The organism is Heterorhizobium halophytocola (assembly GCF_017873095.1).
Lineage (GTDB): Bacteria > Pseudomonadota > Alphaproteobacteria > Rhizobiales > Rhizobiaceae > Allorhizobium > Allorhizobium halophytocola.
In genome coordinates this window covers 12,596-34,957 of the sequence record NZ_JAGGJU010000001.1, presented here as the reverse complement: position 1 = coordinate 34,957, position 22,362 = coordinate 12,596, and the positions used below count along the sequence as shown (strand labels likewise).

Below are 22,362 nucleotides of genomic sequence, written 5' to 3'. Positions count from 1 at the left end.
AACGGCCGCCCCTCTTGCGAAAGGCGGCCGCTGTCATGTCGAACTGGGGGTAAAGCGCTTATGCGCCCTGGCGCTGGCGCTGCGGGCGGGAATTGCCGCGGCGCTTCGGCTGGCCGGCCTTGGCGGCGGCCGGACGGCCTTCGCCTTCGCGGCGCGGGCCACGACCTTCGCCACCGGCCGGCTTGCGATCGCCGTTCGGACGGCTCTTCGCCTGGCCACCATTGCCGCTGCGGCCACGGCCGGCGCCGTTGCCGCCGCCGCCATTGCGCCGTCCGCCGGCGCCATTGCCGCGCACGGGACGCTCGAGCTTGGCATGGGGTTCGCCGCCGGCCACCGTGATCTCGATGCCGATCAGGCGCTCGATGTCACGCAGCAGCATGCCTTCGTCGGGACCGCAGAACGCGACCGCGATGCCGTCACGACCGGCACGCGCGGTGCGGCCGATACGGTGGACATAGGCGTCCGGGACTTCCGGCAGATCGAAATTGTAGACATGGCTGACGGCCGGGATGTCGATGCCGCGGGCGGCAACGTCGGTCGCGATCAGCGTCATGATCTCGCCGTCGCGGAACCCCTTGAGGGCCCGTTCGCGCTGGTTCTGGCTCTTGTTGCCGTGGATCGAGGCGACCGAATGGCCCGTCAGGTCCAGATGCTTCATCAGCTTCTCGGCGCCGTGCTTGGTGCGCAGGAAGACGATCGAGCGGCCGTCGGGGTTGGCTGCCAGCTGTTCCTTCAGGAGTTCGGTCTTCTGCTGCTGGCCACGGGTGAAGTGGACATACTGCTCGACCTTGTCGGCGGTGCGACCGGGCGGCGTGACCTCGACCTTGACCGGATTGGTCAGGAAGGAGCCGGCCAGATCCGAGATCGCCTTCGGCATGGTGGCCGAAAACAGCAGGGTCTGGCGCTTCGGCGGGACCATCTTGGAAATCTTGCGCAGCGCATGGACGAAGCCGAGGTCGAGCATCTGGTCGGCTTCATCGAGCACCAGGTGCGTGACATGCTTCAGCGTCACGGCATTGCGCTCGATCAGGTCGAGCAGGCGGCCGGGGGTGGCGACCAGGATGTCGGTGCCCGACAGAAGCTGCTGCTGCTGCTTGCCGATCGAGGCGCCGCCGACCACCTGGGTGATCTTCAGCGGCAGCTTCTTGCCGAAGCCGCGCAGGTTGTCGCCGATCTGGTTGACCAGTTCGCGGGTGGGCGCCAGGATCAGCACGCGGGTCGAACGCGACTGCGGACGGTCCTCGTTCTTCATCAGGGCTTCGACGATCGGCAGGCCGAACGCGGCGGTCTTGCCGGTGCCGGTCTGGGCGAGGCCGATCAGGTCACGGCCTTCCATGACGAGCGGGATGGCCTTGGCCTGGATCGGGGTCGGTGTGGTAATTCCGAGCTGTGTCAGGGCCTTCACAACCTTGGTGGAGAGGCCCAGTTCGGTAAAATCGGTCAAATGCATTGCCTTTCGGGGGCGCCACGAAACATCGGGCATGATCGCGCCTTGCGACCTGCCTGCTCGTGGCGTCAAGAACCCCGCGTGATTTGGGAACTTGGATTGTTGGAAAAATGCTTCCCAGCGCTCTCAGTCGCAGTGTGCGACCGTTCTCTATCTGCGCTTTTTCCTTCTTCGAGACGAAGTTTTCGTCTGCAGGGCGCGCTCACGCGGCGGCCGGAAGGTGAAAGCAGACCTGCAAATGGGTGATTTGGCCGCGAAAGTCAAGTCAATTGCGTCGGGCACCGCGTAATTCGTGGTTGCGTCACCGGCGGCACCGCACCAGCAAAAAAGCGCCCCCCGTTGTCCGGGTGGCGCTTTTGGCGTGTCGGATCATGCCGCTCAGCGGTAGGCGCATTTGCGGATGACGATGCGCTGGTGATGGCGCCAATGACGTTCGTTCCAGCAATGGCGATGGCGGCGATTGTCCCAGTGCCGGTCATGGTGACGCTCGACGACGGCGCCGGCGGCGGCCCCTGCCACGACACCCGCGGCAAAGCTGCCGGCGTCATTGGCTTCGGCGGTGGCCGCAGTGCCGACCAGCGTGGCGGCGATGGTCAGGGCGGCAATGCCGGCGGCGGTAAATTTGCGAATTCCAGACATGGTATTTCCTTCCTTTTCAGGTGCTTGGCTCCGTCCTCTCCTGCCGGGACGGTTTTCGGTCCTCACCCCGATAAAATGCTCGGACGTCTCGTTTGTTCGCGAAACAATCCGAAAATGGCCTTCCGCAGCGGCATGGCGATGGCTGCGGTGCGCAAGCGGGCCGGCCAGAGGTGCGGACCGGCGCACGGCGGTTCTGATCGTCCCGGTCCGCGGCGTGTGCGGCTGGACCGGGGCGGGTCATCCGTCGCGGATCAGTAATAGACGGTCTTGCAGACGCGCTTCGACACGCGGTGACCCGACCGGTCATGGCTCCAGACGGTGCGACATTTCTTGTGCGCGACCTGGTGATGATGAACCGGCTTCTTCACCACGACGGTCGCCGGCCTGGTCTGAACCACGATCGCGGCTGCATTGGCAACGCCGAGCGACGTGCCGGCAAGGGCGAAGGCGATGACGCCGGCAGCGGCGATCTTACCACAGATAGACATGAATATTCTCCTCGGACGGATGTCTCGAATAATCGGAAACGAGGGCCAGCGGCACCCGCTGCTGCCAGGAAAGCTCGGCGGCACAGATTAATTCGTTTGCAAAGTATTTGTTCCCGAACGACGCCAGATGCAGCGCAGGCCGTGGCCGCTGGAGAGGCGGGCCGGCCCGCGGGTCGGGCGGGGTGCCCTGGCGATGTGCTGCCGTCTCAGAAGTCGGTTTCGACGCCGCCTTCTTCCTTGCGTCTGGCGACGAAGGCGGCGAGTTCCTCCTCGACTGCCGGATCGATCGGCGGGCGCTCATAGCGGGCCAGGGTTTCCTTGTAGATCCGGTTGGCATGGTCGAAGCTCGTCGGCCGTCCTGCTTCCGTCCAGGTCTCGTGATTGCGCCAGTCGGAGACGAGCGGCGCATAAAAGGCGCTCTCGTAGCGGGCCAAGGTGTGGGGCGTGCCGAAGAAATGTCCGCCCGGACCGACATCGCGGATCGCGTCCAGCGCCAGGGCGTCGGTCGAAACATCGAGCGGCTTCAGGAACTGCGCCACCATCTGCAGCATGTCGACATCGAGGATGAACTTTTCGAACGAGGCCGTCAGGCCGCCCTCCGTCCAGCCGGCCGCATGCATGATGAAATTGCCGCCGCCCTGGGTCAGCGCCCAGAGCGAGAAGGCGCTCTCATAGGCGGCCTGCGCATCGAGGGTATTGGCGGCATTGGTGTTGGAGGTGCGGTAGGGGAGGCCGTAGCGGCGGGCGAGCTGCCCGCCGACGATGACGGCTTGCATGTATTCCGGCGTGCCGAAGGCCGGCGCGCCGCTCTTCATGTCGACATTCGAGGTAAAGCCGCCATAGATCACCGGGGCGCCCTTGCGCACCATCTGGGCAAAGGCGATGCCGGCCAGGGCCTCGGCATTCTGCTGCACCAGCGAGCCGGCAATCGTCACCGGGGCCATGGCGCCGGCCAGCGTGAACGGGGTGATGATCACCACCTGGTTGCGGCTGGCCATCTCGATGATCCCCTGCAGCATCGGTGCGTCGAGCCTCAGCGGCGAAGAGGAGTTGATCACCGAAAACAGCGAGGGCTCCCGGTCCAGCTGTTCGTTCGAAATGCCGCGGGCGATCCTTGCGATCTCGATGCCGTCGAGATTGCGCCTCTGGCCGAGCGAATAGCAGTGAAACACCTTGTCGGTCAGCAGCGCCAGGTCCGACAGGCAGTCGAGATGGCGCACCGACGGATGCAGGTCGACCGGTTCGACCGGATAGCCGCCGGTCAGGTGGACCACGTCGAAGCTCTGGGCGAGCTTGACGAGATTGCGGAAATCCTCGCGATTGCCGGGCCGCCTGCCGCCGTCCCGGTCGCTGACAAAGGGGGCCGAGGCGATCTGGGCGAAGACCAGATTGTTGCCGCCGATCGCCACGTTCCGATCCGGGTTGCGCGCATGCAGGGTAAAGCCGGACGGCGCATGGCCGATCATCTCGGCAATCAGCCCGCGGTCGAAGCGAACCCGCTCGGAATCGGGTGCGACGTCGCAGCCGGCCGCCTTCATCCGGCTGCGTGCCTCGGGCAGCAATATGTCCATGCCGATCTCTTCAAGCACCGTCAGCGAGGCCTGATGGATCGCCTCTATGCCCTCGGGCGCAACCAGTTCTGTCGGGGTCAAGCAATTGACGAGATTGAGATAATTTCCGGTTGACGTGGAGCGCTGTCGCGGATTGGAGCGTCCGCCGGCGCGGGGCCGCCGGTCGCGCACCGGCAGTTGCAGGACAGTCCCGTGCAAGTCAGTCGCACTAGTATCGGTCATCCTTCACCTCGGCAATTCGTGGGTGAAGGACAGATTGACAGAATTCGGGCCGCATCCACGCCTTCAAAAGCGACAGCGCAAGCCATCCGGATGTCGCGAAGGTCTGTCTCGAAAATGCGCGTTCGCGGTCGACGCTTAGAGATTAATTAATGTTAGATCTATCTGATTGTACGTATGGATTTAAGATTCGACCCGGAGTGAATTCTTGACCGCCGACGGCAGATTGCTTGACCTGGTCCGCACCAAGATCGCAGATCTCCAGGTGCCGGCCTGCATCAAGGATTGCGAACTGCGCTATGTCGCGGTCAACGCCGCCTATGCGCGCCTGTTCGGCCGCGCCATCACCAGCTTTACCGGGCTGCCGAGCGAGATGATCCGTCCGGGCCAGGCCGGACGGCAGGATTGCGAGCGCCGTGCGCTGGTGTTCAACGAGGAGTGCCTGTTTGCCCTTCCCGGACGGGAGGCGGATGGCGAGCCCGGCATGTCGGTCGAGCGCTTCATCACCGAGGACGACGGTCTCTATCTGTTCGAGCGCGTGATGCCGGGCGCGGAAGACGCCGGTTCGGCACCGCTCGGGCGTTCGGTCCTCGACACCGTGGCAAAAGCGGCGGGCCGCGTCGGCGACGCCATGTTCGCCGAAGTGCTGGAAGAGGTGCCGGCGCCGATCTATGTGCGCGACGATGCGCATGGCATGGTCTTTGCCAACCGCGCCTTTCGCGAGCTTTCCGGCCTGTCGATCGAACGGCTGCTGGCCTGCACCGAGCAGCAGGCCTTCGGCGCCTCCGGCGAGGGGCCGCATCAGCGCAATGCCGAGGTGCTGCGCACCGGTCGAACGACCGAGAGCGAGGAAATCTTTCCGGCCCCCGGCGGCCGTTCGGTGCCGGTCATCTCGCGCCGCAGCCGCATCGTCGGGCCGGACGGACGCAATTACGTGCTGGGCACGCTCACCGACATTTCCGCCCTCAAGAGCCGCGAGGCGCGGCTGATCGAGGCAAAGCGGCAGGCGCGCGAGCTCCAGACCCGGCTTGAAAGCCTTTTGCAGTCGCTGCCCGTCGGCATTCTCATTCTCGATCGCGGCCTGCGCATCGAATATGCCAATGGCGCGCTGTTCGAAATGGCCGGTCTCGACGCCGGCCTGGAGGTCCTCGGCTGGTCCTTCCGCGATTTCATCGCCTACAACCATCGTCGCAGCGTCAACGACCGCACGACCGAGGATGTCGAGCAGCTGTTCACCGAGCGCCTGCGGCAGCTTTCCGAACAGAGCGAGCCGCAATCCTGGTACTGGAAGGGTGCCAGCGGCACGGTGCTCGCAGCCTCGGCCTGCAAGCTCGATACCGGTCAGTATCTCGTCGCCTATTCCGATGTCTCGGCGCTGCGCCAGCGCGAGGAGGAGAGCGAGCTGTTCCGCTCGACGATCGAGCAGATCCCGGTGCCGGTGTTCATCCGCGACGCCCACCATGAACTGGTCTTCGTCAACAAGGCCTATGAGGACCTGCTTGGCGGCAGCCGCGAGCGCCTGCTCGGACAGACCCAGAAGGAGATGTTTCCGGAGCGCAGCGAAAAATTCGTTGAAGAGACGAGCGAGGTGCTGGCCGGCGGCGTCGCCCTGGAAAAGACCGAAAATTTCCAGGTTGCCGGCAAATCGCTCTCGGTCATCACCCGGCTCGGCCGGGTACTCACTTCCAATGATCGCCGCTACATGGTCGGCTCGATCACCGATGTCTCGGCGCTGAAGGAGCGCCAGCGCGAACTGGTCGCCACCCAGCAGCAGCTCGAGGCGCTCTATTCCGATCTCTACATGGCCTTCAGCGCGCTGCCGGTCGGGGTGATGGTCGTCAACCGGCAGCTGGTGATCGAATTCGCCAACGAGAAATGCGCCGAAATCTGGTCGTTCGCCTCGAAGCAGGTGCTGGAGGGCATGCCCTTCCGACAGTTCTGGGAGGACAACACCACGCGCGGCTGGGGCCCGTGGGACGACTTCGAGACCGCCTGGAAGCGGCGCTGCGACACGCTGGCCGCGCTTGAAGGCACGATCACCGACGAGATGCTGTTCAACGACGGCAAATATCTGCTGCGCAGTTCCAGCCGGCTGAATGACGACAAGGTGCTGCTGACCTATGCGGACCTCACCGACATGCGCGCGAAGGACCAGGAGATCAGCGAGGCCCGCGTCCAGCTGGAGCGCATCGGCCGGATTCTGCAGGATTCCGTCCAGGCCATGGCGCAGGGCCTGCTGGTTGTCGACGACGGGCGTATCGTCCAGAGCAACGACATGGCCGGGCGCATTCTGGGCGTGCCCGCCGACGTGCTGCAACCCGGCAGCAGCTGGCAGCAGGCCTATGCGCTGTGCTCGGCACGTGGCGATTTCGGCGACGATCCCCAGGCCGTGCTGGCCGACTGGCGCGCCCGGCTCAGCCAGAGCCGGGGCATTGCGGTTACCTTCCTGACGGCGAACGGCACCTGGGTGCAGATGGAGCTGACGGCATCCGGCGCAAACGTCTGGATGGTGCTGCTCACCGATATCACCGAGCAGAAGAAGCGCGAGGAGGAACTCGAGCGCCTGCTGCATCTGGCCAAGGCCGCCGACCGCACCAAGTCGGATTTCATCGCCAATATGAGCCATGAATTCCGCACCCCGATGAACGGCGTGCTCGGCATGGCCGAACTGCTGTCGCGCTCGGATCTGGACACGCGGCAAAAGACCTTCGTCGACATCATCGTCAAATCCGGCAATGCGCTGCTGACGATCATCAACGACATCCTGGATTTCTCTCGCATTGACGCCGGCGAGATGACGCTCCGGCGGACGAATTTCGACCCGGTCGAGGCGATCGAGGATGTGGCGTCGCTGCTCTCGGCCTCCGCTGCCGAGAAGAATATCGAGCTCATCCTCTCGACCCCGGTGGGCGGACGCCGGCTGATGTCGGGCGATGCCGGCCGTTTCCGCCAGATCGCCACCAATCTGATCGGCAATGCCATCAAGTTCACTGATCGCGGCCATGTGCGGGTCGTCCTCGAATCCATGCCGCTTGGCCCGGACGAGGACGAGCTGACGCTGATCGTGGAAGACACCGGGTTTGGCATTCCGGCGGAAAATATCGACGCCATCTTCGACAAGTTCTCCAAGATCGGCATTACCGCTTCCAATTGTGACGGCCCCGGGCTGGGGCTTGCGATCACCGCCGGGCTCGTCACCCTGTTCGACGGCAAGATCAGCGTCGACAGTGCGCCCGGCCGCGGGTCCTGCTTCACCGTGCGGCTGCGCCTCCAGGCCGCGCAGGACAGGCGCGAGCAGGCGCCGCTGCCGATGATGGTCGCCGGCGCCCGGGTGATGATCGTCGACGACAATCCGGCCAGCGGCAGCGCCATTGCCGCGCAGCTGAGTGGTTTCGGCTTCGAGGCCGTGACCGTCGAGGACGGCGAAAGCGCGCTGGCGCTGCTCGCCATGGCCGCCGAGGAAGGCGTGCAGATCGACGCGGTCGTCATCGACGACGACATGCCGGATCTCGCCGGTATCGATCTCGTGCGGCTGATGCGCGGCGATCCGAAGAATGACGGCATCGGCGTCATCATGCTGACCGCCATGACCGTCGATGGCGACGAGCTGCCCTTTGACGGGCTGAATGTTCAGGCGCATCTGATGAAACCTGCCCGCGCCGTGTCGCTGCGGGCACGGCTGATCGACGTCATCCGCGGATTGCGGCGGAACGCCGACAGGGCGAGCAAGGTCGCCGAGCTGCCGGCCATTCCGTTGCCATGCGAACCCGAGGCCGGGGAGGTGGCGGCCGATACGCCGTCGCATCTGGTCGACGTGCTGGTGGCCGACGACAATGCGATCAACCGCATCGTCTTCACCCAGATCCTCGAGGCGCTCGGCTATTCCTTCGAGATCGTCGAAAACGGCGAGCTGGCCGTGGCCGCCTGGCAGAGCTTCAATCCCGGCATGATCCTGATGGATATCGATATGCCGGTGATGAACGGGCTGGACGCCACCGCGGCGATCCGCGGCATCGAAGCCGCCGAGGGCCGCCCGCGCGTCGCCATCGTCGCCGTCACGGCCCATGCCGAGGAGAGCGACCGGCAGGCCTGCCTTGCCGCCGGCATGGACGACCACCTGGCCAAACCCGTCAGTCCCGACATGGTCCAGCGCAAGATCGACATGTGGCTGCATGACCAGAACAATTGCGAGCCCCGGCAAGCCGGCGGCTGACGCTGGCGACTTTACCGCCTTATCTTACGAACGGGGTCTGGAGCCGGCCAGCATTTCGCGCTTTCCGGCAAAGCCCGGACGGCGCTCGACATCGAAGCCCGCCGCCTGCAGATTGCGCCGGACGAAGCCGGCAGCGGCATAGGTGGCGAAGCGGCCGCCCGGCACGGTGTGGGCATGAAGCGCCTGCATCAGTTCCGGCGACCACATGGCGCCGTTCCTGGACGGGGCGAAGCCGTCGAGATACCAGGCATCGAATTCGAGCGTGCTTTTCAGGACGCTCTCCAGCGCCTCGCCGCAGACCACGGTCAGGCGCGTGCGGCCGTCTAGATCCAGCTCGATCGTGCCGCCGGGACTGTCCGGCCAGAGGGCAGTCAGGGCCAGCCTCTGCGCCGCAATCTCCGGCCAGCGGCCGAGAGCCCGGTCGATCTCCTCGCGCTGCATCGGATAGAGTTCGAAGGAGACGAAATGCAGATGACCGGACGCCGGTCGCGTGGCGGCCCATTGCCGCCAGGTCTCGCAGAGGTTCAGGCCGGTGCCGAAGCCCAGTTCGCCGATGCGCACATCATCGCCCGCCTGCCAGCGTTCCGGCAGGCCGTTGCCGGCCAGAAACACATAGGCGCATTCCAGCCGCCCGTCGGCCTGCGAGTAAAAATGGTCGCCAAAGGCCGTCGAATAGGGCATATCGCCCTCGTGCCAGACGAGGGACTTTTCGGTCTCCTGGTCGGCGGCGTGTGAATGGTGCGTGGTCATGACAAAAGCCGATAGAGCCAAGCCGACCATTGGTCAATCACCGGGCCAGGCTGCTGCGTCTTTGCCGGCCGTGACCGGGTCTGGCCGCGATCTGCTGGTCGTCGGTGCCGGCATCATGGGGCTCTGGGCGGCGCTGAAGGCGGCGCGCCGCGGGCTCACCGTCACCCTGATCGACGCCGGCCAGATCGGTTTGGGCACCAGCGGCGGCCTGCTTGGCGCGCTGATGGCGCATATGCCGGACAACTGGAACCCGAAAAAGCAGTTCCAATTCGACGCGCTGGTGTCGCTCGAAACCGAGATCGCGGCGCTGGAGGCCGAAACCGGCCTGTCTGCCGGCTACCGCCGCTGCGGCCGGCTGATCCCGCTCTACAAGGACCATGCCCATGCCGCGGCGCTTCGCCATCAGTCGCAGGCGAGCACCCATTGGCAGTCCGGTGACCGTCACTTTGCCTGGAACGTCGTGGCGCAAGCGCCTGTCTCAGGCTATCCGGTGGCCGAGGCCGGCAGCCATGGATTCGTCCTCGACACCCTGGCCGGGCGCGTGGCACCCCGCCGCCTGATCGCCGCGCTCGCCGCCAGACTGCATAGCCTCGAATCCGTCACCATCCGCACGCATTGCCGGCTTGAAAGCCTGGACCCGCAGGCCGGGCACGCGGTGGTGGACAATGGCGAACGGATCGCCTTCGGCCACGCGATCGTCGCTGCCGGCTGTGGCGCCTTTCCGCTGCTCGATCCGTTCAGCGGCGCGCAGCAATCGCTGGGCAAGGGCGTCAAGGGACAGGCGGCACTGCTGCAGGCCGAGATCGATCCTACCCTGCCGCTGATCTTTTCCAACGGTCTTTATGTCGTGCCGCACGAGGGCGGTCATGTCGCGATCGGTTCGACGAGCGAGGCCGTCTTCGATGCGCCGTTGTCGACCGATGACCGGCTCGATGCCTTGATCGCCGACGCCCGCGCGCTGGTACCGGCGCTTGGCCGGGCCGCGGTGGTCGAGCGCTGGGCGGGCCTGCGTCCCAAGCCTGCCGGACGCGATCCGATGGTCGGTCGCCATCCCGATCACCCGCGTCTGGTGGCGCTTGCCGGCGGCTTCAAGGTCTCCTTCGGCATCGCCCACCGGCTGGCCGATGCGGCCCTGGCCGACATTCTCGGCGAGCCCATGGACCTGCCCGACAGCTTCCGCTTTGCGCGACACCTGGAGGCGATTTCGCGCAAAGCGTGAAATCCATCAGGGGCACGCGTCGTTAAACTGTCACGCAAATCACCTAATTCCCGGGCTATGTCATCGATTGCTAAATCGGACAATCGGACCAGCGACGGGGTCATGACGTGCGATATGCGATTTTCTTCACGCCGCCTGCCGGCGATCCCCTGACCCTTGCGGCTGCCAGTTGGCTGGGGCGCAGCGTCTATTCGGGCGATGCCGTCAGCCATCCGATGCTGCGTGGCCTCGGCCTCGACGAGATCGCCTATCACACGGCGATCCCGCGGCGTCTCGGCTTCCATGCGGTGCTGCGTTCGCCCTTCCGGCTCGACCCGGAGGCCAATGAACAGGGCCTTCTGCGGGCACTGATGCATTTCGCCAGCGGGCTCGAACCGTTCGAGCTGCCGCCGCTGCAGATCGGTCGCACCGGCGGCTGTCTCGGTCTTTTTCCGCAGCGCGCCTGCGCGCCGATCGACCTCCTGGCGCAGGCCGTGGTGCAGGCGGTCGAGCCCTTCCGCTCGCCGCTTACCGAGGCGGAGATCGAGCGGCGCGATCCGTACAGCCTGACCGCAGCCCAGCTTGCCAATCTGCACCGCTGGGGCGATCCCGACGTGATGGACGACTTCCGCTTCCACATGCCGCTGACCGACAGTCTGAGGGGCGCCGACACGGCGCGGTTCGAGCGGGTGATGACCCATCATTTCGCTCCCGTTCTCGGGGGGGCGGTTGCCGTGCGCAATCTGGCGCTGTTTATCGAACGTGAGGCCGGAGCGCCCTTCGTCGTGCATTCGCTGCATCCGATGGGGCGGATCGCTGCGCGGCAGATCGCCTGACCGATTGTCCCGCCGAAACCTTGCCGAATTCCATCTCGACAACGCCCTGAGCCTTGCTTACCGTCTGGCCCATTCAGCACAGGGTGATTTGATGAAGACCGATATCTATCCGCGTGATCTCGTCGGCTATGGCCGGAAAACACCCGATCCGCAATGGCCCGGTGGCGCGCATATCGCCGTCCAGTTCGTGATCAATTACGAGGAGGGCGGCGAGAGCTCCATTCTCGACGGCGACCCGGCCTCCGAAAACCTGCTGTCGGAAATCGTCGGCGCCGCAGCCTGGCCCGGCCAGCGCAATCTCAATATGGAGAGCATCTACGAATACGGCGCGCGTGCCGGCTTCTGGCGGCTGCACCGGATCTTTACCGAACGCGACGTCACCGCCACCGTCTACGGCGTGACGCTGGCCATGGCCCGCAATCCCGACGCCGTCGCGGCGATGAAGGAGGCCGGCTGGGAGATTGCCAGCCATGGCTATCGCTGGCTCGAATACAAGGATTTCTCGAAGGAGGAGGAGCGCCGTCACATCCTCGAGGCCGTGCGGCTGCACAAGGAATTGACCGGATCCCATCCGCTCGGCATGTATCAGGGCAAGCCGTCGGACAACACGCTGCAGCTGGTCATGGAGGAGGGCGGTTTCCTCTATTCCTCCGACAGCTACGCCGACGACTTGCCCTATTGGGTTCCGGGTCCCGACGGAAAGCCCTTCCTGATCATCCCCTATACGCTGGAGACCAACGACATGCGGTTTGCCACACCGCAGGGTTTCAATTCCGGCGACCAGTTCTTCGCCTATCTGAAGGACGCCTTCGATGTGCTCTATGAGGAGGGGCGGAACGGCGCGCCGAAAATGCTGAATGTCGGGCTGCACTGCCGTCTCGTCGGCCGGCCCGGCCGGGCCGCGGCCTTGGCACGGTTCCTCGATTACGTGACGTCGAAGGACAAGGTGTGGATCCCCCGTCGCATCGAGATCGCACGGCACTGGCACGCGCATCACCAGCCGGCCTGGTAAGGGGCGGGGCGGCAAAGGCGCTTTTGGCGGCGGCTGCCGTGTTCGCCGGTCTCCCGTCCCGAGGGACGGGAGACCGTGGAGCGGGCCGTAAAGTCCGCTCGTCGGGACCTGCTGTTAGAGACCCATTGCCTTCTTCATTCGGCCGACGAAAGTCTTGGCCGCCTCGTCGCTCTTGGCCTGTTTCAGCACGGCTTCGGAATATTTCTTCATGTCCCGGTCACTGCCCATATTGGCGGCGACCATCAGGTTCTTCAGGTTGTCGTCGTCCTTGACCCCCAGCAGCTTGGCGACCTTGCTCGTCGAGCCGATGTCGGTTTCCACCTGCGTTGCGTGATGTGTCTTGAACTCCGCGCTGGTCCAGAACTTCGGCACGAAGCGCTGGTCGAGGTCCTTTGTGAACTTCGCCTTCAGCTTTGCGACAAGCGCCTTCCAGGCCTTGTGCTTCCAGTCTTCGTCTTCGGCGATTTTGTGGAAGGCGTCCATCTGGGCATTGGAAAGCCCGGTATGCACGGTGTGCGCCGCGCCGACCTTGAGGAAATGCTCGTACACGCGGTCGATGTTCATATTGGTCTGGATGAACATCATCATGTTCTCAGCGAGTGGTTGGCGCGCATGCGCCCATTTTTCGAATGCCTCCAGCAAGTCCTTGTCCTTGAGGATGTCACTGATCTTGTCCGGATATGATTTGCCGCCGATTTTGGGCATGACGTTTTTCCTTTGATGTGTCGCGATTGGTTGTTGCCGGACATAAGTGCGCGCTGCGGCCGCCAAGGTTCACTCATGGCCGATTTTTCGCCGGGCACGCGACCGCAACGCCAGAGCCGACCCGGCGGCGGGCCGGGCCGCCTCGACAAGCCGGGAGCGGTCGGCTAGTCATCGTCCTCAGTCAGGATCAATTTCAGCCCGGTTGTGAACCCATGGACAAAGCTGACTTCGTCGCCCTTTACGGCGGCGTCTTCGAACATTCTCCGTTTCTGGCCGACCGTGCCTTCGATGCCGGTCTGGTCGAGGCACCGCTGACTGCCGGCGGCGTTCATGCCGCCCTGACCCGTATGTTTCGCGCCGCCAGCCATGACGAACGGCTCGGTGTGCTGAATGCGCACCCGGATCTTGCCGGCAGGCTGGCGGTGGCCGGCGGGCTGACCGAAGACAGCCGCCGCGAGCAGGCCGGTGCGGGCCTCGATCGGCTGAGCGATGCGGAATTCTCCCGCTTCACCGCGCTCAATGCCGCCTATGTGGAAAAATTCGGCTTTCCCTTCATCATCGCGGTGAAGGGGCTGACCAAGACCGATATTCTTGCCGCCTTCGAACATCGCATCGACAATGCGGCGGAGGCCGAATTCGACACCGCCTGCGCCGAAGTCGAGAAGATCGCCTCCCTGCGCCTGGGAGACCTGTTGCCGGACATGGCCTGACGGGGCTGAAAAGCTGCGGTTGCGCGTTCCGACGTCTCCGTCGGACGAGCGCACGTCCGGTAAACACGCGTTCACTGGACGTGCTCCATTTTCCTGTTTTTACGCATGTCCGGACGGAAACCGCGACTGCCCTTTTCCTGGAGACGCTCTGGGGCGAGGTGCGCACCGACCTTGCCGATCATGCGCGTTTGGTCCGAGACGTGTAGCGAAACGCACTTCGCCGCGCGGCGATCTCGGGAACGGGGTTTGAGCGTTCCTCCGATGGCGGCGCGGCGAAGAGCCTGGATCTTCTCCGGAATGTCAGGCCGGCATGGCTCTCGCCATGCCGGCTGCGGATATCAGACCACCTGATAGGCGGCGATGACGGCTTCGACCTGCGGGTCCTTCATGGCCTGCAGCTGGCTGGAGCTGAAGGCTTCGATCTGGGTATGGTCCAGACCGGCAAGGTCGTCGGTCGTCAGGCCGGCGATGGACTTGACGCTGATGGCCGCGATGTCGTCGGTGCTGAACTTCTTGATATCGTCGACCGAGAAGGCCTCGATCTGGGTTGCCGAAAGGCCCTTGATCTGGGTGGCGGTCAATGCCGTTACCTGGTCGTCGCTCAGGGCATCGATCTGCCCCGTCGTCAGGCCGGCTGCAGCGGCACTGGTAAGGTTCTCGACGGTCAGCGCGGACAGCGCATCCGTGGTGAGGCCCGGCAGTTGCTTGGCCGTCAGACCCTTGACCTGATCGGAGGTCAGGGCGCCGACCTGGGTCGAAGTCAGAGCGCCGACCTGGGTCGAGGTCAGCGAAGTGATCTGGGCGGAGCTCAGGGCGCCGACGCTCGCCGACGACAGATTGGCGATGACGTCGGTCGACAGCCCGGAGATCGCCTTGGTGCTGATCGCTGCAATTTCGTCGGTTTCGAAGCTGTTGACGTCTTCCGAGGTGAAGGCGCCGAGCTGGGCAACCGAGAGTGCCTTGATCTGCGTCGATGTCAGGGCCGTGACCTGGTCCGAGCCGAGCGTATCGATCTGGGTGGTGGTCAGACCGGTGACCGCTGCGCTGCTGAGGTTCTCGACACTGAGGACCGCGATTGCATCGGTGGTGAAGGCCGAGACCTGCTTGGAGGACAGGCCCATGACCTGGTCGGAGGAGAGGCCTGCGACCTGCGTGGAGGTCAGCGACGCGATCTGCGTCGAGGACAGAGCGCCGACCTGGGCGGAGGTCAGGGCTGCGATATTGGTTGCCGAGAGATTGGCGATGGCATCGGTCGTCAGGCCGGCGATGGACTTGCTGCTGATCGCGGCGATTTCATCGGTTTCGAAGCTGTTGATGTCATCCGAGCTGAAGGCGCCGAGCTGGGTCGCAGACAGAGCCTTGATCTGGGTCGATGTCAGGGCGGTCACCTGGTCCGAGGTCAGCGTATCGAGCTGTGTCGTGGTGAGGCCGACGACCGCTGCACTGCTGAGATCCTCGACGCCAAGCGCTGCGATGGCGTCCGTGGTGATGGCAGCGACCTGTTTGGCGGTCAGGCCCTTGACCTGATCGGAGCTCAGGGCGCCGGTCTGAGCCGATGTCAGCGAGGCGATCTGGGTTGTCGACAGGGAGCCGATCTGCTTGGCGCCGAGTGCGGCAACGCTGTCCGTGGACAGGTTGGCGATCACGTCGGTCGAAAGGCCCGAAATCGCCTTCGTGCTGATGGCGGCAATTTCGTCGGTGGTGAAGAGATTGATGTCTTCCGAGGTGAAGGCGGAGACCTGCGTTGCCGTCAGGCCCTTGACCTGGTCGCTGGTCAGCGCTGTGACCTGGTCGGAATCCAGTCCGTCGAGCTGGGCGGTGGAGAAGCCGGCCACCTGGGCGGAGGAGAAATCGACAATCTTGGTGGCATCGAGAACGCCGAGTTGATCCAGCGTCAGGCCGGAGATCGACTTCACGGAAATGGACTTCAGCTGATCGTCGCTGAGGACAGCCACGTCATCCGTGTCCAGGGCCGAAATCTGTGTCGAGCTGAGGGCCTTGACCTGATTGACCGTCAGGGCCTGCATGTCTTCCGTGGTCAGAGACGCGATCGTGGTGGTCGAGAGCTTCGAAATCTGGGCAGTGCTGAAGTTTGCGATGATCGAGGTCATGTTGAATCCCGTGACGTTGATAAATCTTCGCCGTCCTCTGCGCACACGGGATCGCCGACAGCCTGCATCACCGGATCCGTCTATGGACGATCCGGCGGCAATGCCTGAAGCGTATTTGTCCCCCCTTGTCGGGCAGAGTGATGGCATGAGACATGGCTCGCGGGAGCCCGCGCCTGGGATATGCGTCATGCAGCGGGGTGCAATGGCCCCGTATCCCCAGCGTTCCGACCCGAAATGGATCGTTGATGCGATGTCCAGAGCCCCGTTTGGCCTTTTAATTGGCGTCCGGAGGCAGGCAGATGGCCCCAGCCGGCATATGGCGCGGTTAGGTAGATTGCTAATGCAACTAAAAAATAGAAGCGGTGTGTTAATTTTGGCTTAAAGCGCGTGACCAAAATTGGGTCTGTTCTTGTTACGACTGTTTCGAATTCAAGCTTTTCCTTGTGGATTCACCGATTTCAAGTGCTCCTTGAAGTCTAAATTCAGATGCAGAAGACCCGTCAGGATTGTTATTTCGGGTGGCGAGTGAAATTCAGGGTGGTGTCGCAGGGATCTGGCGGGCCGGGCTTCCGAGAAAGTATAGACCCCATGTCGACTTGTGTTTACATCCGCAGGCAATGTCAGTTTTATCGCGCTAAGTACGGTATCGCATTAAATTGGTAGTAAATAACCTGGACGAACGTATAGTCTTGGTATTTACGCCTTGTTCTGCTTTCCGTCGATATGTCATGCGGAGGGGGGCCATCATACGATTGGGGGGCTAGCAGATGTGGCGTAGGGGTAGCAGTGGCGTTGAGGTGTCGCCCGCTGCGGGACGCTATGCTGCGGGGCGCCGTCCGGTCGCGCCTGGCCAGCTGCGGGGGCGGCAACTTGGGGTGCTGTCGAGGGGGTGCCTTCGAGCGCAGGGCGATCGCGGTTATAAGGTGCCGTTCTGTTTCGAAGGACTGTCGCGGCGTGGACGCTTGGCCCGCCGCGACAGTCAGAGGCTCTGCCGAATTACTGCTTGCGGGTCTTGTCCGCCTCGCGGATGGCATCTTCGTGATACCAGCTGCCGGCGCAGCTTTCATAGATCACCGGACGTCCCGCTATTTCGCGGGTGCGCATGTCGTCCAGGCGCCGTTGGCTCCTGATCGGAAATTCGTAGATCTTTGCCGTTTCTCGAACCGTTTCCGTGGTCATGTGCTCAACCTCCCGAGTTCAATCCACTGTCGATGACGCACCATAGCCGAGATTTAAAGAGAATGCACACAGAAAGTGCAGAATGCCTAATTTATGTGCATTCGCTGGCGCGTGTTTTTCCGTGCCGCGTTTTTGTCCAGCGCGCGACAGGCAGCGGCGACCGGCCAAAATCTTTGCGGCCCACCGGGTCCCTGTCCCATTTGATGACAAGCTGATTAAAAAAATGCTGCAAATTCGGGCGTCTGATGATTTTTATGCCGGTTGGCGGCCGAACGGACCGAACTTGGCACGGGACCTGCTTGCTTACCCAACGACTCTTCCGCCTCGGCGGAGAATCGGCAACTCTGAAGCGCCGTCAAAGGGCGCGTGACCAAAGAGAGAGAACATGACCAAGTACAAGCTCGAGTATATCTGGCTCGACGGCTACAAGCCGGTAGCAAATCTGCGCGGCAAGACGCAGGTCAAGGAATTCGACACGTTCCCGGGCCTCGACGAGCTCCCGCTGTGGGGCTTTGACGGCTCCTCGACGATGCAGGCCGAAGGCTCCAGCTCCGACTGCGTGCTGAAGCCCGTCGCCGTTTATCCGGATCCGGCCCGCGTCAACGGCGTGCTCGTCATGTGCGAAGTCATGATGCCGGATGGCGTCACCCCGCATCCGTCCAACACCCGCGCCGAGATCCTCGACGACGACGGTGCCTGGTTCGGCTTCGAGCAGGAATACTTCTTCTACGAGAACGGCCGTCCGATGGGCTTCCCCGAGCAGGGCTATCCGGCTCCGCAGGGCGAATACTACACCGGCGTCGGCTACAAGAATGTCGGCTCGATCGCCCGCGAAATCGTCGAAGAGCATCTCGACCAGTGCCTGGCAGCCGGCATCAACCACGAAGGCATCAACGCCGAAGTGGCCAAGGGCCAGTGGGAATTCCAGGTCTTCGGCAAGGGCTCCAAGAAGGCCGCCGACCAGATCTGGATGGCCCGCTATCTGCTGCTTCGCCTTTGCGAAAAGTATGGCGTCGACATCGAATGGCACTGCAAGCCGCTCGGTGACACCGACTGGAACGGCTCGGGCATGCATTGCAACTTCTCGACGCAGTACATGCGCGAAGTGGGCGGCAAGGACTATTTCGAAAAGCTCATGGCGCAGTTCGAAGCCAATCTCGAAGACCACATCTCGGTCTACGGTCCGGACAACCATCTGCGCCTGACCGGCAAGCACGAAACGGCGCCGTGGAACAAGTTCTCCTACGGCATCGCCGACCGTGGCGCCTCGATCCGCGTTCCGCATTCCTTCGTCAACAACGGCTACAAGGGCTACCTGGAAGATCGCCGTCCGAACTCGCAGGGCGACCCCTATGCCATCGCCTCGCAGGTTCTGAAGACGATCTCGGAAGTCCCGACGGCTGCCTCTGCCGCAGCCTGATCCAAAGGGCTTACCTCCAGGGGAACCACAAGGTCCGCAAGGACTGGAATAGCAAGGGGCGCCGGCAGTCAGCCGGCGCCTTTTTTCGTGGCAAGCCGCCGGCGTTCGTGGTCTGATGCGAATGCGCGCCGCCATCGTTTTTGAGCATCGGCACGCCTCAGTCCCCACATCCCGTCCAAGCTCTCCGGCATGTACCCATGACCTCCTTTTACCTGCGCCCCGCCACGCTTTCCGACGCCGAAACCATCGCCGCGCTCCATGTGGCGGTGTGGCGCCAGACCTATCGTCACCTGGCGCCGCCGCACGCGGTCGCAACGCTGACCGAGGCCTATCGCCTGCCGCTCTGGCAGGCGCGCATTCGCGAGGCCCTGGCCGACAGCCCGGTGATTGTCGCCGAACAGGCGGGCCGGATCGCCGGCTTCGGTGCCGGCATGCTGCAGGCGCCGCCGGTCTATGAAGGGCGGGCCGAGATCGGTTCGCTCTATGTCGCGCCGGACGTCAAGCGGCAGGGGCTCGGTCGGCTGCTGCTCGAGCACGTCAAGGCGCTGCTTCTGGCGCAAGGTGCGCGCGGCGTCGGCCTCGGCGTGGTGCGCGGCAATGATCCGGCGATCGCCTTCTATCAGGCCATGGGCGGGCGCATTGCCGGCGCCTATGTCGATCCCGGCAAACACTGGCGCTCCGACAATCTGCTGATGGTCTTCGACGCCTGATGCCGCTTTACGGATCGGCCCGCTCGCCTATACTGCAGACAGGAGATCGAGGTGATGAAACCGTCGGAAGTGCTTGAGAAGAATCGCGCAGCGATCCGCGCCGTGACCCTGCGTCACAAGGCGGTAAACCCGCGTGTCTTCGGCTCGGTTGCCCGCGGCGAGGACGGCGAGCACAGCGATCTCGACATTCTCGTCGATGCCCTGCCTGAGGCCACGCTGCTCGATCTCGGTGGCTTGCTCGATGATTTGGAACAGTTGCTCAAGCCGACACCCGTGCAGGTGATGACCGTGCGCGAGGTCCCACAGGAGTTGCGCGGCCGGATCCTGTCGGAAGCCGTCGCCATATGATCGCGGCCGAGCGGATCGTTTTCCTGTTGAGGAGAATGCGCACCACGGCACAGGAGGCGTGCGACATGGTCGCCGATATCGGCCGGGACGACTTTCTTTCCGATGTACTGGTACAGCGGGCGGTCGGAATGACCCTGCTGATGACGCTGGAAACGGCCATCGAGCTTCTCAACACAGCGCCCGATTTCGTTGCCGATCACCCGGAGATAGCCTGGTCGATGATGCGGGGCATGCGCAACCGCATGGCGCATGGCTATTTCGAGATAGATCTGGAGCGCGTCTACGATGCTGCCAAAAACCAGACGCGTGATCTGTCACCCAGATCGACGCCATGCTCGACATTCATATCCAGGGAGAATGACCGTGCCCGACCTCCTGTCCATCGCGCCGCTCTCGGCCGCGACCTTCGCCCCGTTCGGCGCGGTGATCGAGGCCGATCCGGCGACCGTCCGGCTGATCAATGGCGGCACGACCGAGCGGTTTCACGGGCTGGCGCAGGCGGATGTCACGGGCGAGGGCGCCCGCGTGATCCTCAACATCTTTCGTGGTCAGCCGCGCAGCTTTCCCTATGCGGTCACCATGATGGAGCGTCATCCGCTCGGCAGCCAGAGCTTTTCGCCGCTGTCGGCCCGGCCGTTCCTGGTCGCGGTGTCGGCCGATGACGAGGGCCGGCCCGGCCGGCCGCAGGTTTTCCTTGCCAGACCGGGGCAGGGCGTCAATTATCACCGCAATGTCTGGCACCATCCGCTGATGGCGATCGGCGGGGTCTGCGACTTTCTCGTCGTCGACCGTGACGGGCCGGGCAACAATCTGGAGGAGTTCTTCTTCGAGGAGCCTTTCACCATTCTGGAGCCGCATCTATGACCGGTCTCACCACCCATGTGCTCGACACCGCGCTCGGCCGGCCGGCGAGGGGCATGAAGATCCAGCTGGTGCGCATGCGCGGCGAGGAGCCGGAGCTGATCCGCACCGTGGTCACCAATGACGACGGCCGGATCGACGACGGCGCCATCCTGGTGGGCGACGAATTCCAGGTCGGCACCTACGAGCTGATCTTTCATGCCGGCGACTATCTGAAGCGCGTCGGCATCACGCTCGCCGATCCGCCCTTTCTCGACGTTATTCCGATCCGCTTCGGCATTTCCGACACGACGGCACATTACCATGTGCCGCTGCTGATTTCGCCCTATGGCTATTCGACCTATCGGGGCAGCTGAGATGCGGTTTGCCGCCATCGCCGACATTCATGGCAATGATCTGGCGCTGCGGGCGGTCCTCGACCATATCGCCGGCCAGGGCATCGACCGGATCGTCAATCTCGGCGACTGTTTCTCCGGGCCGCTCAGGGCCGACCGCACCTTCGCGATCCTGAAGGATCTCGATATCCCGACCGTGCGCGGCAATCACGACCGCTATCTCGTCGAGAACCCGGTCGACACACTTGGACCGTCGGATGCGCATGCCCATGGCCAGCTGGACGCGGCGGCCTTTGCCTGGCTGCGGGCGCTGCCTTTCGACAGGGTGTTCCTGGACGAGGTCTATCTCTGTCACGCGACGCCGCAGGACGACGATGTCTATTTTCTCGAAACCGTCGACAGCGACGGCAATATTCGCCCGCAGGTGATGGAAGAGGTGGAGCGGCTGGCGCGCGGCATCGGCGAAAGCCTGATCCTCTGCGCCCACAGCCATATCGCGCGTTCGGCCCGTCTTTCCGATGGGCGTCTGGTGGTCAATCCGGGCAGCGTCGGCTGCCCGGCCTATGACGACGACATGCCGGTGCCGCACAAGGTCGAGGTCGGCCACCCGCGCGCCTGCTACGTCATCTGCGACAAGATCGACAACCACTGGCACATCGCCTTCCAGCAGGTCGAATACGACAATATGGCCATGTCCGATCTTGCCCGCGACAATGGTCGCCCGGAATGGGCGAGCGGGCTGAAGGACGGGTTCATCCGCTAGAGTTGTCCGGTAACACGCGTTCACCGGACGTGCCCCAGCTTTTTGCGTATACGCATTTCCGGACGGAAAACCGCGACTGCACTTTTTCTGGAAATGCGAGGGAGGACTGCCATGCGGTTCGCAGCGATCGCCGACATCCACGGCAACCACCTGGCGCTTCAGGCGGTGCTGGCCGATATCGAAGGTCTGGGCATCCGCCACATCGTCAATCTCGGCGACGTCTTTTCCGGACCTGTCGATGCGGGAAAGACTGCCGATATCTTGCGTCCGCTCGACCTTCCGACCGTCCGGGGCAACCACGACCGCGCCCTGCTCGAGGACGCGACGGGCGACTGGGAACGCCCGGCCCATCCGCTGCTTTCAAAGACGGACATCGACTGGCTGCACCAGCTTCCGCTGACGCTTTCGATGTTTCGCGAGGAGGTATTGCTGTGCCACGCGACGCCATCGGATGATGTCACAGGCTGGCTGGAGACGCTGTCGCCGAACGGGCATTTTCACATGGCGTCGCGGGAATTCATCGAGCAGCAGGCGGTTGGCGTCGATTATCCGCTGATCCTGTGCGGCCATACCCACATCCAGCGGGCGGTCTTGCTGAGCGGCAGCCGGCTGGTGGTCAATCCCGGCAGTGTCGGTTGTCCGGGCTTTGCCTATCACAAGCCCGTCGATCACCTCATGCAGCAGGGAACGCCCTTCGCCTGCTATGCGATCGTGGAAAAGACGCCGCGCGGTTTCCAGCCGACCTTCCGCCAGGTGCCCTACGACAATCTGGCGGCCGCCAAGATTGCCCGCTCCCGGGGCTTCGAAGACTGGGCGGCGGTCTTGTCCACCGGTTGGGTCGGCTGAG

At 63.7% G+C, this 22,362-nt stretch carries 19 protein-coding genes and 2 pseudogenes; 13 read left to right on the top strand and 8 right to left on the bottom strand.

Features of this window, described 5'->3' with window-relative positions:
• Positions 1-73: 73 nt before the first annotated feature.
• The 4 genes and pseudogenes from J2Z17_RS00170 to J2Z17_RS00155 form a co-directional block, all read right to left on the bottom strand.
• A pseudogene (locus J2Z17_RS00170) lies at positions 74-1,444 on the bottom strand (DEAD/DEAH box helicase); the annotation flags it as partial.
• Positions 1,445-1,825: 381 nt separating this feature from the next.
• Positions 1,826-2,086 (bottom strand): hypothetical protein, encoded by a 261-nt coding sequence (locus J2Z17_RS00165; protein ID WP_209941119.1) that lies wholly within the window; start codon positions 2,084-2,086, stop codon positions 1,826-1,828.
• Between the two features lie 251 nt (positions 2,087-2,337).
• Complete coding sequence (locus J2Z17_RS00160) at positions 2,338-2,574, bottom strand: hypothetical protein (RefSeq protein ID WP_209941117.1); 237 nt, start codon at positions 2,572-2,574, stop codon at positions 2,338-2,340.
• 206 nt (positions 2,575-2,780) lie between these two features.
• Complete coding sequence (locus tag J2Z17_RS00155) at positions 2,781-4,367, bottom strand: trimethylamine methyltransferase family protein (protein ID WP_209941115.1); 1,587 nt, start codon at positions 4,365-4,367, stop codon at positions 2,781-2,783.
• A 205-nt stretch (positions 4,368-4,572) separates the two neighbouring features.
• Here J2Z17_RS00155 and J2Z17_RS00150 point away from each other — a divergent pair, with 205 nt between their 5' ends.
• Entirely contained in the window at positions 4,573-8,577 is a 4,005-nt protein-coding gene (locus tag J2Z17_RS00150) for a PAS-domain containing protein (RefSeq protein ID WP_209941114.1), read from the top strand.
• A 24-nt stretch (positions 8,578-8,601) separates the two neighbouring features.
• Here J2Z17_RS00150 and mnmC2 read toward each other — a convergent pair whose 3' ends face one another.
• Positions 8,602-9,327 carry a tRNA (5-methylaminomethyl-2-thiouridine)(34)-methyltransferase MnmC2 gene (gene mnmC2, locus J2Z17_RS00145; protein WP_209941113.1) on the bottom strand — a complete coding sequence of 242 codons (726 nt, stop codon included), beginning with the start codon at positions 9,325-9,327 and terminating at the stop codon, positions 8,602-8,604.
• On the opposite strand from mnmC2, the gene J2Z17_RS00140 reads away from it, so the two are divergent.
• The 3 genes from J2Z17_RS00140 (at position 9,326) to puuE (ending at position 12,373) form a co-directional block, all read left to right on the top strand.
• Positions 9,326-10,546 carry an NAD(P)/FAD-dependent oxidoreductase gene (locus tag J2Z17_RS00140; RefSeq protein ID WP_209941112.1) on the top strand — a complete coding sequence of 407 codons (1,221 nt, stop codon included), beginning with the start codon at positions 9,326-9,328 and terminating at the stop codon, positions 10,544-10,546. The two genes, mnmC2 and J2Z17_RS00140, sit on opposite strands and share 2 nt — an antisense overlap.
• 107 nt (positions 10,547-10,653) lie before the next feature.
• Positions 10,654-11,361 (top strand): DUF1045 domain-containing protein, encoded by a 708-nt coding sequence (locus tag J2Z17_RS00135; RefSeq protein WP_209941111.1) that lies wholly within the window; start codon positions 10,654-10,656, stop codon positions 11,359-11,361.
• A gap of 91 nt (positions 11,362-11,452) precedes the next feature.
• Complete coding sequence (gene puuE, locus J2Z17_RS00130) at positions 11,453-12,373, top strand: allantoinase PuuE (RefSeq protein ID WP_209941110.1); 921 nt, start codon at positions 11,453-11,455, stop codon at positions 12,371-12,373.
• 114 nt (positions 12,374-12,487) lie between these two features.
• On the opposite strand, the gene J2Z17_RS00125 is transcribed toward puuE, so the two are convergent.
• The gene (locus tag J2Z17_RS00125; protein WP_209941109.1) at positions 12,488-13,078 is read right to left on the bottom strand and encodes a hypothetical protein; all 591 of its coding nucleotides are present in this window, start codon (positions 13,076-13,078) and stop codon (positions 12,488-12,490) included.
• A 212-nt stretch (positions 13,079-13,290) separates the two neighbouring features.
• Between J2Z17_RS00125 and uraD the strand changes: the two genes are divergently transcribed.
• On the top strand, positions 13,291-13,788 hold the full coding sequence (gene uraD, locus J2Z17_RS00120) for a 2-oxo-4-hydroxy-4-carboxy-5-ureidoimidazoline decarboxylase (RefSeq protein WP_209941107.1): 498 nt from the start codon (positions 13,291-13,293) through the stop codon (positions 13,786-13,788).
• A 338-nt stretch (positions 13,789-14,126) separates the two neighbouring features.
• Here the strand turns inward: uraD and J2Z17_RS00115 are convergent, their stop codons facing one another.
• Both J2Z17_RS00115 and J2Z17_RS00110 read right to left on the bottom strand, forming a co-directional pair.
• On the bottom strand, positions 14,127-15,899 hold the full coding sequence (locus tag J2Z17_RS00115; protein ID WP_209941105.1) for a hypothetical protein: 1,773 nt from the start codon (positions 15,897-15,899) through the stop codon (positions 14,127-14,129).
• A 996-nt stretch (positions 15,900-16,895) separates the two neighbouring features.
• On the bottom strand, positions 16,896-17,078 hold the full coding sequence (locus tag J2Z17_RS00110; protein ID WP_209941103.1) for a DUF2735 domain-containing protein: 183 nt from the start codon (positions 17,076-17,078) through the stop codon (positions 16,896-16,898).
• A gap of 385 nt (positions 17,079-17,463) precedes the next feature.
• On the opposite strand from J2Z17_RS00110, the gene J2Z17_RS00105 reads away from it, so the two are divergent.
• The 8 genes and pseudogenes from J2Z17_RS00105 to J2Z17_RS00070 all read left to right on the top strand — a co-directional run bounded on the left by J2Z17_RS00105 (position 17,464) and on the right by J2Z17_RS00070 (position 22,361).
• Entirely contained in the window at positions 17,464-18,498 is a 1,035-nt protein-coding gene (locus J2Z17_RS00105) for a glutamine synthetase beta-grasp domain-containing protein (protein ID WP_209941101.1), read from the top strand.
• Between the two features lie 197 nt (positions 18,499-18,695).
• Positions 18,696-19,208: a GNAT family N-acetyltransferase gene (locus tag J2Z17_RS00100; protein WP_209941099.1), complete on the top strand. Its 513-nt coding sequence runs from the start codon at positions 18,696-18,698 to the stop codon at positions 19,206-19,208.
• Between the two features lie 54 nt (positions 19,209-19,262).
• Positions 19,263-19,556: a nucleotidyltransferase family protein gene (locus tag J2Z17_RS00095; RefSeq protein ID WP_209941097.1), complete on the top strand. Its 294-nt coding sequence runs from the start codon at positions 19,263-19,265 to the stop codon at positions 19,554-19,556.
• Positions 19,553-19,861 (top strand): annotated as a pseudogene (locus J2Z17_RS25565) (HepT-like ribonuclease domain-containing protein); the annotation flags it as partial. The gene J2Z17_RS00095 and the pseudogene J2Z17_RS25565, both read left to right, overlap by 4 nt.
• Positions 19,862-19,913: 52 nt before the next feature.
• Positions 19,914-20,420, top strand: a complete 507-nt coding sequence (locus tag J2Z17_RS00085; protein ID WP_245223779.1) for an ureidoglycolate lyase — start codon at positions 19,914-19,916, stop codon at positions 20,418-20,420.
• Positions 20,417-20,773, top strand: a complete 357-nt coding sequence (gene uraH, locus J2Z17_RS00080; protein WP_209941094.1) for a hydroxyisourate hydrolase — start codon at positions 20,417-20,419, stop codon at positions 20,771-20,773. Before J2Z17_RS00085 ends, uraH begins: the two co-directional genes overlap by 4 nt.
• A 1-nt stretch (position 20,774) precedes the next feature.
• Positions 20,775-21,515 carry a metallophosphoesterase family protein gene (locus tag J2Z17_RS00075; RefSeq protein WP_209942146.1) on the top strand — a complete coding sequence of 247 codons (741 nt, stop codon included), beginning with the start codon at positions 20,775-20,777 and terminating at the stop codon, positions 21,513-21,515.
• Between the two features lie 111 nt (positions 21,516-21,626).
• A complete protein-coding gene (locus J2Z17_RS00070) occupies positions 21,627-22,361 on the top strand; it encodes a metallophosphoesterase family protein (protein WP_209941093.1) in 735 nt (244 codons plus the stop codon).
• Position 22,362 lies beyond the last annotated feature (1 nt).

Coding starts and splice junctions, on each gene's coding strand:
- J2Z17_RS00085 (WP_245223779.1), top strand. CDS start 19,914: ATGACCGTGCCCGACCTCCTGTCCATCGCGCCGCTCTCGGCCGCGACC.
- J2Z17_RS00095 (WP_209941097.1), top strand. CDS start 19,263: ATGAAACCGTCGGAAGTGCTTGAGAAGAATCGCGCAGCGATCCGCGCC.
- J2Z17_RS00075 (WP_209942146.1), top strand. CDS start 20,775: ATGCGGTTTGCCGCCATCGCCGACATTCATGGCAATGATCTGGCGCTG.
- puuE (WP_209941110.1), top strand. CDS start 11,453: ATGAAGACCGATATCTATCCGCGTGATCTCGTCGGCTATGGCCGGAAA.
- J2Z17_RS00115 (WP_209941105.1), bottom strand. CDS start 15,899: ATGACCTCGATCATCGCAAACTTCAGCACTGCCCAGATTTCGAAGCTC.
- J2Z17_RS00100 (WP_209941099.1), top strand. CDS start 18,696: ATGACCTCCTTTTACCTGCGCCCCGCCACGCTTTCCGACGCCGAAACC.
- J2Z17_RS00160 (WP_209941117.1), bottom strand. CDS start 2,574: ATGTCTATCTGTGGTAAGATCGCCGCTGCCGGCGTCATCGCCTTCGCC.
- J2Z17_RS00165 (WP_209941119.1), bottom strand. CDS start 2,086: ATGTCTGGAATTCGCAAATTTACCGCCGCCGGCATTGCCGCCCTGACC.
- J2Z17_RS00070 (WP_209941093.1), top strand. CDS start 21,627: ATGCGGTTCGCAGCGATCGCCGACATCCACGGCAACCACCTGGCGCTT.
- J2Z17_RS00105 (WP_209941101.1), top strand. CDS start 17,464: ATGACCAAGTACAAGCTCGAGTATATCTGGCTCGACGGCTACAAGCCG.
- J2Z17_RS00110 (WP_209941103.1), bottom strand. CDS start 17,078: ATGACCACGGAAACGGTTCGAGAAACGGCAAAGATCTACGAATTTCCG.
- uraD (WP_209941107.1), top strand. CDS start 13,291: ATGGACAAAGCTGACTTCGTCGCCCTTTACGGCGGCGTCTTCGAACAT.
- mnmC2 (WP_209941113.1), bottom strand. CDS start 9,327: ATGACCACGCACCATTCACACGCCGCCGACCAGGAGACCGAAAAGTCC.
- uraH (WP_209941094.1), top strand. CDS start 20,417: ATGACCGGTCTCACCACCCATGTGCTCGACACCGCGCTCGGCCGGCCG.
- J2Z17_RS00125 (WP_209941109.1), bottom strand. CDS start 13,078: ATGCCCAAAATCGGCGGCAAATCATATCCGGACAAGATCAGTGACATC.
- J2Z17_RS00140 (WP_209941112.1), top strand. CDS start 9,326: ATGACAAAAGCCGATAGAGCCAAGCCGACCATTGGTCAATCACCGGGC.
- J2Z17_RS00155 (WP_209941115.1), bottom strand. CDS start 4,367: ATGACCGATACTAGTGCGACTGACTTGCACGGGACTGTCCTGCAACTG.